The following is a 14,437-nucleotide window of genomic DNA, read 5'->3' on the forward strand; positions in this document are numbered from 1 at the left end:
CATTATATAATTCGACATATTTTAATAAATTCCTTCTCAATTTATTTAAAATTTATTATTATGATTTTTTAATCATAAATACTTATAAAACTATATTTTATAACATATATTCTACCCTAAAACTCTATTTTAAACTGATTTTTCTAAAAAATTACAAACTTAGGTACATAAATTTTATTAAAGGTTGCTAAGCAATAATCATCACTCATTCCTGCAATATAATCTGCTACAGCTCTTTTAGTTCCTTCACTCTCTTCTATTTTTTTATATACATCTGGCAGTTCATTAGAGTTTTTAACATAGTAATTAACTAACTGCTCTAATACAAATTTAGCTTTATTTCTCTCTTCTTTTAAATGTGCACCTAAATATATATTTTTAAACATAAATTTTCTTAATTCAATCATAGCTTCTTTAACTTCTTTGCTTTGAGCTACACCATATTTACCATCACCAATATTCTTGATTGTCTCTTTAATAATATCATTTACTAAAGTATCTATTCTTTCTGAACGGCTATTTCCTAATACGCGTATTATTTCTTTGGGCAAAGATTCCTCAGTTAAAAGTCCTGCTCTAATAGAGTCATCAATATCATGATTTAAATAGGCTATTTTATCACTATACCTAACTATACGACCTTCTAAAGTCTTTGCTTCTGAGGTACTTTCCCCCAGCCCGCTATGATGAAGTATTCCATCGATAACTTCTTCTGTCAAATTAAGACCTCTTCCATCATTCTCTAATCTCTCCACTACTCTTACACTTTGTTCGTTGTGCCTGAACCCTTCATCTAAAAAAGCATTTAACACTTCTTCTCCATTATGAGCAAATGCTACATGCCCTAAATCATGTCCTAAAGCAATGGCTTCTATCAAGTTTTCATTAAGACCAATACCAACTCCTATAGTTCTTGCAACCTGTGAAACTTCTAGTGTATGCGTAAGCCTAGTTCTATAATGATCTCCAAAGGTCTTTATATATACTTGAGTTTTATGCTTTAACCTTCTAAAAGACTTTGAGTGAATTATTCTATCACGATCGACCATAAAACAAGTTCTAACGTTGTCACTTTCTTCTGTTACCTTTCTTCCAGAACTATTTTTACTGAAAGTTGCTTCTCTTATTAATGTCAAGTCCTCAAACTTTTCTATTTTTTCACGTATTATCATTTAACTCACCTCAAAGTAATTTATTCTATAAGTATCTCAAAATTCCTCTATTATTATATAAATAATATATACATCCTAATGAATGTATATGTATATTTCCAATATAATTCTAATATTATTATAATGAATATTGATGAAGGAGTTTTAATATGATAAATTCAGAAAATTCTTCAATAGATGAACTTTTGACAATTGATACTATTAAAAATAATATTTTACCTAAATATTCTATATATAATGCTGATATAAATACTGTTAAAATCAAAGATACCACTAAGCAACGGGCTGTATTTAAGATAAATTATAATAATAATTGCTATTGTATAAAAAAGGTTTATTATGATGAAGCAAATCTTTTATTTGTGTATTCTGCTATGGAATGGCTATATAGAAACGGTATTAAAGTCCCAAAACTTCTCCCTGCAAATAATGGTAATAGGTTTGTTATATATAATAACATGTTATTTATTTTAACTTATTGGGTAGAAGGAGACAAGTGTGATTTTGATAATATTAATCATCTTTATTTATCATCTAAAACTCTTGGCAAAATACATAAAACAAGTAAGAATTTCACTCCAATTTTTGGCAGTGTCAAAAGACAATCTTTAGATGATTACCACCTTACACTAACTAAACATTTAAATTCAATTTTGAAATGTGCTAATTTAGCTAATAATTATCAGGATAAGTTTTCTAAAATATTTCTGAAAAATTTAGACTACAATTTAGAACTTGCCAAACTTGCCCTTTCTTTTACTTCATCTATGGATAAAGATGATTTATCCACCTCGCTTTGCCATGGTGACTATGTAAATAAAAATATAATAATTAATAAAGATTGTATATGGATAATAGATTTTGATAAATGTTCTTATGATTATTGCTCACATGATATCGCCTATTTCTTAAGAAGATTATTAAAACGTCCATCTTCTAACTGGAGCACTTATCTTACTTTAAAAGTTATTGATTCATACTTAGAAAATAATTCTTTAACTGAATCTGATTTTAAATATATTTTAGCTTATATTGCTTTTCCTCAAAAATTTTGGAAAATCTCAAGAGATTACTATAACAATATCAAGAAATGTAATCCTATTTCCTTTTGCACATTGCTTGAGAAAGGCTTAGAAAGAAGTGAAACTCAATTAGATTTTATCTATAGACTTGTTCGAATTTTAAAAGATAAATATTCCATAAATATTTTATAAAATTAATAAGAGACTATATCATTTCTAATATAGTCTCTTTATTAATTATCTAGGATTTTTAACTTGAGCTTGTGCAGCAGCAAGTCTTGCTAGAGGTACTCTAAATGGTGAGCATGATACATAATCTAAACCAACATTATGACAGAATTCAACTGAAGATGGGTCTCCTCCATGTTCACCACAAATACCTAATTTAATACTTGGTCTTGTAGCTCTTCCTTTTTCTGCTGCCATCTTAACAAGTTGACCTACACCAACCTGATCTAATTTAGCAAATGGATCTTGTTCATAAATCTTTCTTTCATAATAATCATTTAAGAACTTACCTGCATCATCTCTTGAAAAACCAAAAGTCATTTGAGTCAAATCATTAGTACCAAATGAGAAAAACTCAGCTTCTTTAGCAATCTCATCAGCTGTTAATGCAGCTCTAGGTATTTCAATCATTGTACCTACGTGATATTCTAATGTAACACCCTTTTCATTCATTACAGCCTTAGCAGTACTATCAACAATATCTTTAACAAACTTCAACTCTTTAACTTCACCAACTAATGGAATCATTATTTCTGGTACTATATCATACCCTTTTTCATTCTTAACTTCTATAGCAGCTTCTATTACAGCTCTAGTTTGCATTTCAGCTATTTCTGGATAAGTTACAGCTAATCTACATCCTCTATGACCAAGCATAGGATTGAATTCATGTAATCCCTCCACAGTAGCTTTTAATTCATCGAAATCTAATGACATCTGTCCTGCAAGTTCTCTGATTTCTTCATCACTATGAGGAACAAATTCATGTAGTGGTGGATCTAAGAATCTAATAGTTGCTGGTCTTCCTTCCAAAGCTTCATACATGGCCTTAAAATCTCCTTTTTGCATTGGAAGAAGTTTTCCAAGTGCTCTTCTTCTTTCTTCTTCTGTTTTAGCAACAATCATTTCTCTCATTGGCATAATTCTATCTTCATCAAAGAACATATGCTCAGTCCTACATAATCCAATACCTTCTGCACCAAATTCAACAGCTTGCTTTGTATCCCTTGGAGTATCAGCATTAGTCCTAACTTGAAGCTTTCTTATCTCATCTGCCCAAGACATAAATGTTGCAAAATATCCTGATATTTCTGGAGTAACAGTCTTAATTGCTTCTCCATAAATATTACCAGTTGACCCATCAATAGAAATATAATCCTTGTCAGTATATACCTTACCTCCAACTTCTAAAGTTCTCTTTTCTTCATCTACTTTTAATTCTCCACATCCAGCTACACAACAAGTACCCATACCTCTAGCAACAACAGCAGCATGTGATGTCATTCCTCCACGAACTGTTAAAATACCTTCAGCAGCTATCATACCTTCGATATCTTCTGGTGAAGTTTCAAGCCTTACTAAAACTACCTTTTCACCTTTCTCTGCTCTTTCCTTTGCTTCTTCTGCTGTGAAAGCTATCTTTCCACAAGCAGCACCTGGTGAAGCTGGTAATCCCTTAGCTATTTCCTTAGTATTTTTAAGTGCTGAAGCTTCAAAGGTTGGATGTAAAAGTGAATCTAATTGTTTTGGTTCCACCTTTAAAATAGCTTCTTCTTTACTTAACATACCTTCTGAAACTAAGTCAACAGCAATCTTCAAGGCTGCTTGAGCTGTTCTCTTACCATTTCTTGTTTGCAAGAAGAATAACTTTCCTTCTTCAATGGTAAATTCCATATCCTGCATATCTTTATAATGATTTTCAAGTTTATTAACTATATCAATAAACTGTTTATACAAAGCTGGATTTTGCTCATTTAATTTAGTGATTGAAAGTGGTGTTCTAATACCTGCAACAACATCTTCTCCTTGTGCATTCATTAAATATTCACCATATATTCCTTTTTCACCTGTAGCTGGATTTCTTGAAAAAGCAACACCTGTTCCAGAAGTATCTCCCTTATTACCAAATACCATCTCTTGAACATTAACTGCTGTTCCCCATTCCCCTGGAATATCATTAAGTCTTCTATAAACTATTGCTCTTGGATTATCCCATGATCTAAATACAGCAGTTATAGCTTCAACTAATTGTTCCTTAGGATCTTGTGGGAAATCTTTTTTCATTTCCTTTTTATATAAATCCTTAAATTTAACTACCAATTCCTTCAAATCATCTGCTGTTAATTCAGTATCATAATGAACACCTCTCGCCTCTTTCATTTCATCAATGATATTTTCAAATAGCCTTTTTTCAACACCCATTACAACATCTGAAAACATTTGCACAAAACGCCTATATGAGTCGTAAGCAAACCTTGGGTTATTTGTTTGCTTTGCTACCACTTCCACTGCTTCATCATTCAAGCCAAGATTTAAAATAGTATCCATCATTCCTGGCATAGAAACTCTTGCACCTGACCTTACAGATACTAATAGTGGATTTTCTAAACTTCCAAATTTTTTACCTGTTATTTCTTCTAATTTTGCAATATGATTTTGAATTTGTTCAAGAACTTCTTCTGAAATTACTTTTCCATCATTATAATATTTATTGCAAGCCTCAGTTGTAACAATGAATCCTTGTGGAACAGGAATTCCTAATATGGTCATTTCTGCTAAGTTTGCTCCTTTACCTCCAAGTAGGTTCCTCATTGTTTCATTTCCCTCTTTGAAAAGGTAAACATACTTTTTATTATTCATCTCAATACTCCTCCGATCATTTTAATCTATAAATGTATATACTATCGAAGCTTAGCTCCGTAGCGCACTTAAGTATAAAAGCTTTCATAAGCCTTTATTTTGAGAGTAATAATAAATACTTATAAATAACCTATTTATAAGTATTTAAATTAGCTAAAAGCCACTATTAAATAGCTCTTATCCTACGTATGATATAAACCCTTTTCTTTTGCAGTTAATTTTATTAACCTTAGTTCTCTTCCCCTAATCCTGCAAATAGTTTTGTAATATTTGTCTTTGACATCTTACCAACTATCTTAATTACTTCCCTAGAACCATCATCACTTTTTACCTTTTCAACAATTGGTATACTGTCTATTTCATGTTCTATTATTTTTTTAGCTAGAATTATTGCACTATCGTCCCTGCTACCACATATTATGTTAGGCATTCTTGTCATTATTACACCTACAGGTACCTTATGAATATCAGTGCCACCAATAGCTATCTTTAAGAAATCCTTTCTAGACACTGCTCCAACTAAAGCATCATTATTTTCTACAAATAAAGTTCCTACATCGTTTAAAAATAAATATACTATCGCATCGTAAACCATAGTATTTTCATTAACGGTTACAGGCTTTGACATTACGTCTCCTGCTCTTATTTTTAGTAGGTTTTCCAAGACATCTCCATTGGTTTTTCGTCCTAAATAAACATATCCTACTTTAGGTCTTGCATCTAAAGTCCCTGTCATTGTTAGTATAGCCAAATCTGCTCTTAAAGCTGCCCTAGTAACACCTAGTTTTTCGGCTAAATTTTCACTAGTTATAGGCTGTCCCTCTTTGACTAACTTTATTATTTCCTCTTGTCTTTGTGAAAATTTCAAATTAATCCCTCTTTCTAAACAAATAGAAATATTCAGATAACTTTTATATTTTCATATTTACAGTATAATTATAACATTTTATCTTTTTTTTTCTATGCTGATTTTTCTGAAAATTCAATCAAATTATCTGAATACATATAGTTTATCATTATTTCAAATGAAATATCTCTATTTTTCTTTTATTTTCTTCGCTATTCTTTTTTATCATCTATATCTTCAAATTTAACAGTGTAAGTAAACGTATTTTCACCTAGGTCTGTATCCTTATTTTTTGAAGTACTACTGCCTATATCTACATTAATATCTTCAAATTTTTCTTTTACTTTTTCTGTTAAGTCTGCTGCTTTTTCTTTTACATCATTAACAGTCTTGGTAATGTATTTGTTTACGACTTCTACATTTCCATCACTCTTTGTTATTTCAATAGTAACTTGCGTTACCACCGCAGCCACTACTACAAAAGCTAAGATTGGCGGAATTATGATACTGATTATACCAGCTGCAATTCCTGCATTTACTGGAACATCAACTAATACCTTTTCATCCTTTGATACTCTTATTCTAGATATATTTCCCTTGTTAATAAGTTCTTTAAGCCATACCTTAAATTCTTCAATAGTTTCTGTAGTATTATTTCCTGCCATTTTATCATTAGAGGAATTTTCATTTTTCATTTCATCTTCTAAAAGAATAATTGCATCTAAAACATCGCCTTTAGTATGCTCTAATGTTTCTTTTGCCTTAGCATAAGATACTCCTGTCCTTTCCCTTACCTGATCAACTTTTTCAAGTGTTATTTCCATACCTATCACTCCTTTATATAACTTAACATTTCCAAGCTCTTTGGTCTTTTAGAGTAATTATTAGCAATTATATTAGTAACCACTCTTTCCATCTGCTTTTTTATTTCATTATTTACGTTTAGCCTATATACTTTATCCATTGGTGTATTCTTTAAAAATCTCAATGCATTATATGCAGGTTTGCTGATAAAAAAACCATATTCTTTATTGCATTCATCACAAACTCCACCATAATGTGATAATGATATATAATCAGCTACTGCTATCTTATTTTTACAAATACAACATTTATCTAACTCTAAGTTATATCCTGTTGCTTCTAAGAGCCTTAGTTCAAATGCTCTTACCAGTAGCTCATAATCTAGTACATCTGTATTTAATAAATAAAGACAGACCATAAATTCTTTAAATAGTGTAGCATTTGTTTCATCACTTTCTACACATATATCAATTAGTTCACATAAATAAGATGAATATGTTAACTTTTCCAGATTATTCAATAACCCTTGGAATGAATTTATTATTTTTCCTTCCTGAAGATTATATAAATTCTTGCCTTTAAATAACAGATATTCACCAAAACATAGAGGTAGTGTAACTGATAAAAGCTGGCTTTTACTTCTCTTTGCACCTTTAGCTATACAAGTTACCTTACCTAACTCCTCTGTATACATCCATAGCAGTTTATCATTTTCCTTGTAATCTTGTACTTTTATAATGACTCCCTTAGTTTTTACCAGTGCCAAAACTGTCCATCCCCTATTATTTTAATTTCTTATATCCTAATTCCTTAAGTAGTAAATTATTATCTCTCCACTCTTTTCTAACCTTAACCCATATTTTTAAGTTTACCTTTGCATTTAAAAGTTTTTCTATTTCATATCTTGCAGTTTCACCAATTTTCTTTAGTACTGCTCCATTTTTACCTATTATTATTCCTTTATGTGATGTTTTTTCACATATTAAGTCTACTTCTATATGATATGTTCCTTTTTCATTTTGCTTCATTTGTATTATATCTACAGCTATACCATGTGGTACTTCGTCTCTTAAATTTCTTAATGCTTTTTCTCTTACTATTTCTGAAACTATAAATCTTTCTTGTACATCTGTTATCATATCTTCTGGATAGAATTGTGGACCTTCTGGAAGATTCTGAACCATAAGCTCCACTAAAGTATCAACATTTTTTCCTCTTAAAGCTGATATCGGTATTATTTCTTTAAAATCATATTCTTTTGAATACATATCAAGTGTTTTTGCTACTCTTTCATGAGTATTTTCATCAACCTTATTCACAACTAAAAATACTGGAGCATTTTGTGATTTTAATGCTTCAATGATAAATTTATCACCTTTACCAATTTCATCACATGGATTAATAAGGAATAAAACTAAGTCCACTTCTTTAATGGAATCCTTTGCTGAATTAACCATATACTCACCTAATTTATGTTTAGGTTTATGTATACCTGGAGTATCAACAAATACTATTTGATAATCTTCCCCAGTAAGTATTGTTTGTATATTATTTCTAGTAGTTTGTGGTTTATTAGATACTATAGATAATTTTTCACCCATTATTTTATTTGTTAACGTTGATTTCCCAACATTTGGTCTTCCTACAATTGTTACAAATCCTGATTTAAACATCATTTCCTCCTGTTTACTTAAGTCTCCTCTTGAGATTTTTTACGCTAATACATCTTTTATTGAACTTTATTATATACTATTTCCTCAATTTATTACAGCTTAAATATTGTAAATACTAATAATGTCAGTAAAATACCTAAAAGTCCACCTACTATTACTTCAAAGACAGAGTGAACTTCTGAATCTACCCTACTTTGGGCAGTAATAAAAGCCATAAGATAAGCTAGAATTATGCATATAGGTTTCTCTGTTATAAGGGATATTGCTGTAGATAGTGAAAATGCTAATGCACTATGCCCACTTGGCATTCCTCCCTTAAGTGGCGTTCCTTCACCAAAAATTGCTTTAACTATCACCGTTGTTATTATTACAATCACAAGAGCTATAAATATCATATATGGCTCAGATTTTTTTACTTTATGGACAATCTCATAAGAAAATTGTGATAACTTATCCCAAAAAACTATGTAACCTACTAAAACTGCATTTATTGCAGTAATTAGAACTGCACCTGCTGCTGTATTCTTAGCTACTTTTGACAATGGATGATAGAAATTTGTATTTAAATCAACCACTGCTTCAATAGCTGTATTAATCATTTCAGCAACAATAACCATAGTTATGGTTATTGCTAAAGCTAAAAACTCACCCTTAGATATATCTAAGAAAAAACATGCACCTAGTACCAATACTGCTGCCACCAAATGAATTTTCATATTTCTCTGTGTTCTAGCAGTATCAACAATCCCATTTATTGCATGATTAAAACTCTCCAGCATTTTCTTCATTCCCATTAATCCTTCAACTCCCTAAAAATTACCTACCTTGAAATATTTAATTCTCCTAGTAACTCTTCTTCTCTTTTTCTCATAATTAATTTGTCATCTTCCTCCATATGATCATATCCTAGAAGATGTAATATTGAATGTACAACTAAATATGATACTTCCCTTTTATATGAATGATTATATTCCTGACTTTGTTCTAACGCTCTTTCTAATGATAAAACTATATCACCTAAAACTAATTCGTCGCCATCTAAAAAAGTTTCATCAAATTTGTAATCCATATAAACATCTTTAAAAAACTTTTTGTTTGGATAATCAAGCATAGGGAATGATAACACATCGGTTGCTCTATCAATATTTCTTGTTTCTCTATTTATTTCTCTAATCCCATCATTATCTACAAATAGTAATGAAATTTGATACCTACAATTTACTTCCTCTTTTTTTAATACAAAATCACATACTTTCTCTAAAGAATTAATAAATTCTTCATCAACATTTAATTTTTCTTGTCTATTATCAGTATAAATCATTTTTAAACTCCTTTTATGTATACTTCTAAAATGATTAATTTTACAAATCATAAATAAATAAGAAGGCTTTCACCTTCTCATCTACTTTTCCTCCTTCGGATACTCTATCCTTTTATGATAAAGTCCGTTTAAAACTTTTAAAAAACATTTCTTTATAGTAGCAATATCTTTTAAAGTTAGTTCACAGTCATCTAATTGATGAGAATTCAACTTATCATTAATGATATTATTAACCATATCTTCTATTTTTTCAATAGTAGGCTCTTTGATTGAACGTACTGCTGCTTCAACACTATCTGCCAACATTACTATCCCAGCTTCCCTTGAACTTGGAATTGGTCCTTCATATCTAAAATCCTCTTCCTTAACATCATCTGGATTATCTGCATTTTTCTTTGCTGTAAAATAGAAATATTTCACCATAGTTGTTCCATGATGCTCTAATATTATATCTTTTATAACTTTAGGTAGTTTATATTCATCTGCTAACTCCCCACCATCTTTTACGTGAGAAATAATAAGTGATGCACTTAAATTAGGATTTATTCTATTATGAGGATTATCCTGACCAATTTGATTTTCTCCAAAGAAAAGAGGTCTTACTATCTTTCCAACATCATGATAATATGCTCCAACTCTTACAATTACTGAATTAGCATTTATTTCTTCTGCTGCCACTTCCGCCAGATTAGCTACCATGATACTATGGTGATATGTTCCTGGTGCTTCCATCAAAAGTCTCTTTAATAACGGACTATTAGGGTTTGCCAGTTCTAACAAACTCATATTAGTATTTATATTGAAACTTGATTCTAAAAATGGTAGCATACCTATAGCAAGAATTCCTGAAATAACAGAACTAACAGCTACACAACTTGCATTTTTTAATATTACAGTTATATCACTTGATAAAAGCATTCCTGTAGCAAAAACTACTATAGCTGCTACTATTCCTACATATACCGTTGAGTATAATATGTCATTTCTTTGATTAGCTCTTTTCAATGTACTTACAGCAACAATTATACTTAATAAAGCCATAAGAATAAATTGTGGATTGAATTCAACTATGATACTTACCAAAATTAGATTTATTATATTTATTAAAAGAGAGATTCTATAATCTATCAGCACTGCCATAATCATTGGTACACAAGCAATAGGAATTATAAAAATCGATAAACTCTTTAAACCAAAAGATAATATAAGTGTTATTATATTAAGCAATAAAATTAAAATAGCCATCTTATAATTTTGTGCTATTTCTTTCTTTATTATGAAATACTCCAACACAAAAACAGTCATCACTAAAACTCCTAATATTATATAAGTAACCAGTGAGCCTCTTCCCATATAATCTCCAACTAGACCTAATTCAGTAAGTATTTTTATTTGCCTTTCTGTAATAGGCTCACCTTCCTTAACTACTGTCTGATTCTTTTTAATCATCACCTTTTCTACAGATTTAAGAGCTTCCTTAATTAATTCTTCTCTTTTTTCAGTATCTTCTACATAATTAGGCTTTATCTGGCTATTAATCATTTTAATCATAATAGATTTAATATTTGCATCGATCTCAGTATCTAATATTTTTTCTTCTGCTACTTCTTTAGCAGATTCTAATTCTTTATCATTGTCTTCAGATATGCTATCTGCATATACCGTATCCAGTATATTTAGCATTATTCTTTGAATCTCTGTATCTTTTTCAACTGTCAAACCTAGCAATGCTTTGTATTCTGTATCACTAAGTGTAAAACTTCCAAATTTCTTTAATGCCGTTATTTTTAATGTTTCATCCTCTTCACTACTTTTTAAATTAATTAATTTATTAAAAAAATTTGTTATATTTTGAAAAGCTTCTATTTTTACATCAGTCTTTAAAGAAAACTGTTTAGGAACTAATTCCCGTGCTTCATTTTCTTTCACTTCAGTAGCCTCTTCATCTACAATATCTCTTGTAGCCTTAATATCTTCACTTGCTATATCTCCCTTAACTAAATTGTACTTTTTAGGAGTTACAGCAGTTAATAAAATGAAATAAGTAATAAAGATAAGTGCAGAAAATATATAGAACTTCTTCCAATTTCTTTTACTATTATTTTGTTTTTTCATCATTTAAATCACCTTCTCATCCTTTAGTAACCTCAATACTCTACAACCTCATCACTTACAATATTTTGTTCTACAACAAAAACGACTTTTATGTTTAAGTATTCATCATCAATTCTTTCTTTTGTGACTATTTTATCTATAATTTTACTATCCCTTTTTAAATCCTTAGACAATGATTTTTCTAAAGTATCTAAAACCGATTTAACGCCTTCACTTTCAGTAATTTCAATGGTGGATGCTACTCTTTCATAATATATCACTTCATTAAATATTTTGCCACTCTTTTCTATTTTATCATACTTTTCAAAATCTTTTGTAGATTTTTTAAGATATATTTTCTTACCAAAAAGCTCTATATAAATATCTAAATCTTTGTTTCCACTTCTCTTATATTCAACTCCTGATATTTTAATATTCATTTCCTTTTCATAAAATGTATTAGCAATAACCATACCACTTGGTCTTACTACATATTCTCCACCTTCATTACCATCTATCCCTTCAATAACTACTGCACCTTTTTTTACTATATCATCATTTTTTACAACAGCTCTTCCTGAATAAGTATAAATCCTCTTTATCTGACCATCCATATCAGCCACAAGGTTACCATATTTATCTTCATCTTTCACTGGCGGATTTACTTTTTCAGTAATTACAACCTTTAATGTTGACCCTTCAACCCTTACCCTTAACCACAAAATTTCTGAATTTAAGCTTTCTAATTTCCTTTCTATTTCTTTTTCATCTAAAGAGCTTTTCCTTACCCCTGGAGATACTCCTATTTCCTTAAGTTGTTCTCTTATTTCAAAGGGTGTAACATTCTTCCCTACAGTTATATCTATAGACCATATATACGTTGATAAAAAATATATAATTGCAAAAAACACTACAACAGCTATTACTATTGAATATCTCTTCTTCATCTTTCCTAGTAAAAATATAAGCCCTTTTCCTTCTAATACTCTTACCTTACCACCAACAGAACGTACTACCTCACATAATCTACCATAATTTATATAATCTACTTCCAACCTTAAGGTAGTTATATTTACTTTTATAACTTTACTTACTGCTATATTTTGAAGCCATAGTATATTAAGTATCTTCTCTATATCTTTTACTAGTATTTCAACTTTTATTTTCCCTTTTTTTATCCCTTCCATATATTAAACATCACTCCCCATACCCTATATAATCAAAATATCCACTTATAATCAAAGTAGAAGTAGCTATATATAATATTTCAAAAGAATTTCCTTTTATCGTTAACGGCTCAAGACTTGTTTTTATTTTTATTTCATTCTTTTCAAAAATAAGTATTCCCTTATGATTTTCAATAGTTATTTCGTTACGCCCAATTACAGTAATCCTAGGTACATCTAAAACAATTTCCTTAGGCATTTCCAATTTATCTACTAAAACCTTTTTTCTCTTTTTTAGCTTATCTTCCATGAGACCTCTCCTAAATAATATTCCTTCAATGTACTTTATGTTTATGTAACTAATAAAATCACAATTTATATAAAAAAGTATCTAGCAAAAATTATTCATATTTTTGCATAAAAAAAGGACTCAATATAATTGAGTCCTTAAATATTTAACATTATTATCTAACTATTTAATTTAAAACATAATCTATATGAACTATAAGTCTCTAATTCACTTATGACAAAAGCTTATCTATGCTTTATGCTATTTTGCCAATTTAAGTAGCTAAGCTTCTTACGACCGTAAAATTTATCTTCTTTAAAATGCTGAGGAAGGCACTTCATAAAATATACATAAATATATTTTATCATTCCTTTTTTGAAGTCTAGCAAATATTTAATCATTGCTTACTTCTCTCTTTCTAATGAATAATCTCATTGTCTTAAGCATAATATATAGACCAAAAAATAGTTTTATAAATCCTACTTGAACTTTCTCTTTCTCGCAGCTTCTGATTTCTTCTTTCTCTTAACGCTTGGTTTTTCATAGTGTTCTCTCTTTCTAACTTCTGAAAGAACTCCAGCTCTTGCACATTTTCTCTTAAATCTTCTTAATGCGCTTTCAAGTGTTTCGTTTTCTCCAACTTTGATTTCTGACATCTATTATCCCTCCCTCCGCTAGCTCAATTTAGTCCGACAAACTAAAGCTACAGGCTTAATAACACATACTATATTATACTATAGTTTAACTTAAAATGTCAATAAAATTTATTTTTCTTATTAGCCTGGTGGCCACTTCATATCCCTTGCACCTAACACATGGAAATGCATATGTCCTACAGTCTGACCACCCTGTTCTCCACAGTTATTTACTATTCTATAGCCCGTTTCATTAATTTTTAACTCTCTTGCTATTTTATTAATAACAACAAATATATGTGAAACAACTTCTGCATTTTTTTCTGTTATATCATTAGCACTTACTATATGCTCTTTTGGTATAACTAAAAAATGAACTGGCGCTTCTGGACTAATATCATAAAAAGCTAATACTTTTTCATCTTCATATATTTTTTTTGAAGGTATTTCACTTTTTATAATCTTACAAAAAATACAATCACTCATAAACTTCACCACCCTTCTTTATAATTAAACGTTATAGTAATTAGTTAAGTAGCCTTTGGA

The 14,437-nt window shown here is 29.7% G+C and carries 14 protein-coding genes; 1 reads left to right on the forward strand and 13 read right to left on the reverse strand.

The window, feature by feature from the left end; genetic code table 11:
- Window positions 1-143: 143 nt before the first annotated feature.
- Window positions 144-1,172 carry a deoxyguanosinetriphosphate triphosphohydrolase gene (locus tag BHW04_RS10355; RefSeq protein ID WP_186834856.1) on the reverse strand — a complete coding sequence of 343 codons (1,029 nt, stop codon included), beginning with the start codon at window positions 1,170-1,172 and terminating at the stop codon, window positions 144-146.
- A 149-nt stretch (window positions 1,173-1,321) separates the two neighbouring features.
- Here BHW04_RS10355 and BHW04_RS10360 point away from each other — a divergent pair, with 149 nt between their 5' ends.
- Window positions 1,322-2,386, forward strand: a complete 1,065-nt coding sequence (locus tag BHW04_RS10360; protein ID WP_022212559.1) for a CotS family spore coat protein — start codon at window positions 1,322-1,324, stop codon at window positions 2,384-2,386.
- Between the two features lie 45 nt (window positions 2,387-2,431).
- On the opposite strand, the gene ppdK is transcribed toward BHW04_RS10360, so the two are convergent.
- From ppdK to BHW04_RS10420, 12 genes are all read right to left on the reverse strand, one after another.
- Complete coding sequence (gene ppdK, locus BHW04_RS10365; protein ID WP_302699565.1) at window positions 2,432-5,062, reverse strand: pyruvate, phosphate dikinase; 2,631 nt, start codon at window positions 5,060-5,062, stop codon at window positions 2,432-2,434.
- A 229-nt stretch (window positions 5,063-5,291) separates the two neighbouring features.
- Window positions 5,292-5,930, reverse strand: a complete 639-nt coding sequence (locus tag BHW04_RS10370) for a helix-turn-helix transcriptional regulator (protein ID WP_022212561.1) — start codon at window positions 5,928-5,930, stop codon at window positions 5,292-5,294.
- 191 nt (window positions 5,931-6,121) lie between these two features.
- Complete coding sequence (locus BHW04_RS10375) at window positions 6,122-6,733, reverse strand: DUF4342 domain-containing protein (protein ID WP_022212562.1); 612 nt, start codon at window positions 6,731-6,733, stop codon at window positions 6,122-6,124.
- Between the two features lie 5 nt (window positions 6,734-6,738).
- Window positions 6,739-7,479, reverse strand: coding sequence for a DNA repair protein RecO (gene recO, locus BHW04_RS10380; RefSeq protein ID WP_022212563.1), 741 nt, complete (start codon window positions 7,477-7,479; stop codon window positions 6,739-6,741).
- A 16-nt stretch (window positions 7,480-7,495) separates the two neighbouring features.
- On the reverse strand, window positions 7,496-8,386 hold the full coding sequence (gene era / locus BHW04_RS10385) for a GTPase Era (RefSeq protein WP_022212564.1): 891 nt from the start codon (window positions 8,384-8,386) through the stop codon (window positions 7,496-7,498).
- Between the two features lie 92 nt (window positions 8,387-8,478).
- The gene (locus BHW04_RS10390; RefSeq protein WP_186834858.1) at window positions 8,479-9,180 is read right to left on the reverse strand and encodes a diacylglycerol kinase; all 702 of its coding nucleotides are present in this window, start codon (window positions 9,178-9,180) and stop codon (window positions 8,479-8,481) included.
- Window positions 9,181-9,206: 26 nt separating this feature from the next.
- Window positions 9,207-9,707, reverse strand: coding sequence for an rRNA maturation RNase YbeY (gene ybeY / locus BHW04_RS10395; protein WP_302699569.1), 501 nt, complete (start codon window positions 9,705-9,707; stop codon window positions 9,207-9,209).
- Window positions 9,708-9,788: 81 nt separating this feature from the next.
- The gene (locus tag BHW04_RS10400; RefSeq protein ID WP_302699571.1) at window positions 9,789-11,822 is read right to left on the reverse strand and encodes an HD family phosphohydrolase; all 2,034 of its coding nucleotides are present in this window, start codon (window positions 11,820-11,822) and stop codon (window positions 9,789-9,791) included.
- A 32-nt stretch (window positions 11,823-11,854) separates the two neighbouring features.
- Window positions 11,855-12,988 (reverse strand): sporulation protein YqfD, encoded by a 1,134-nt coding sequence (gene yqfD / locus BHW04_RS10405; protein WP_302630954.1) that lies wholly within the window; start codon window positions 12,986-12,988, stop codon window positions 11,855-11,857.
- 10 nt (window positions 12,989-12,998) lie between these two features.
- Complete coding sequence (yqfC, locus tag BHW04_RS10410; protein WP_022212569.1) at window positions 12,999-13,277, reverse strand: sporulation protein YqfC; 279 nt, start codon at window positions 13,275-13,277, stop codon at window positions 12,999-13,001.
- 458 nt (window positions 13,278-13,735) lie between these two features.
- Window positions 13,736-13,912 carry a 30S ribosomal protein S21 gene (rpsU, locus tag BHW04_RS10415; RefSeq protein WP_003441547.1) on the reverse strand — a complete coding sequence of 59 codons (177 nt, stop codon included), beginning with the start codon at window positions 13,910-13,912 and terminating at the stop codon, window positions 13,736-13,738.
- Between the two features lie 120 nt (window positions 13,913-14,032).
- The gene (locus BHW04_RS10420) at window positions 14,033-14,377 is read right to left on the reverse strand and encodes a histidine triad nucleotide-binding protein (RefSeq protein WP_022212570.1); all 345 of its coding nucleotides are present in this window, start codon (window positions 14,375-14,377) and stop codon (window positions 14,033-14,035) included.
- Between the last annotated feature and the right edge of the window lie 60 nt (window positions 14,378-14,437).

It is taken from the genome of Clostridium sp. 29_15, from assembly GCF_001916075.1.
In the GTDB taxonomy this organism is placed as follows: domain Bacteria; phylum Bacillota; class Clostridia; order Clostridiales; family Clostridiaceae; genus Clostridium; species Clostridium lentum.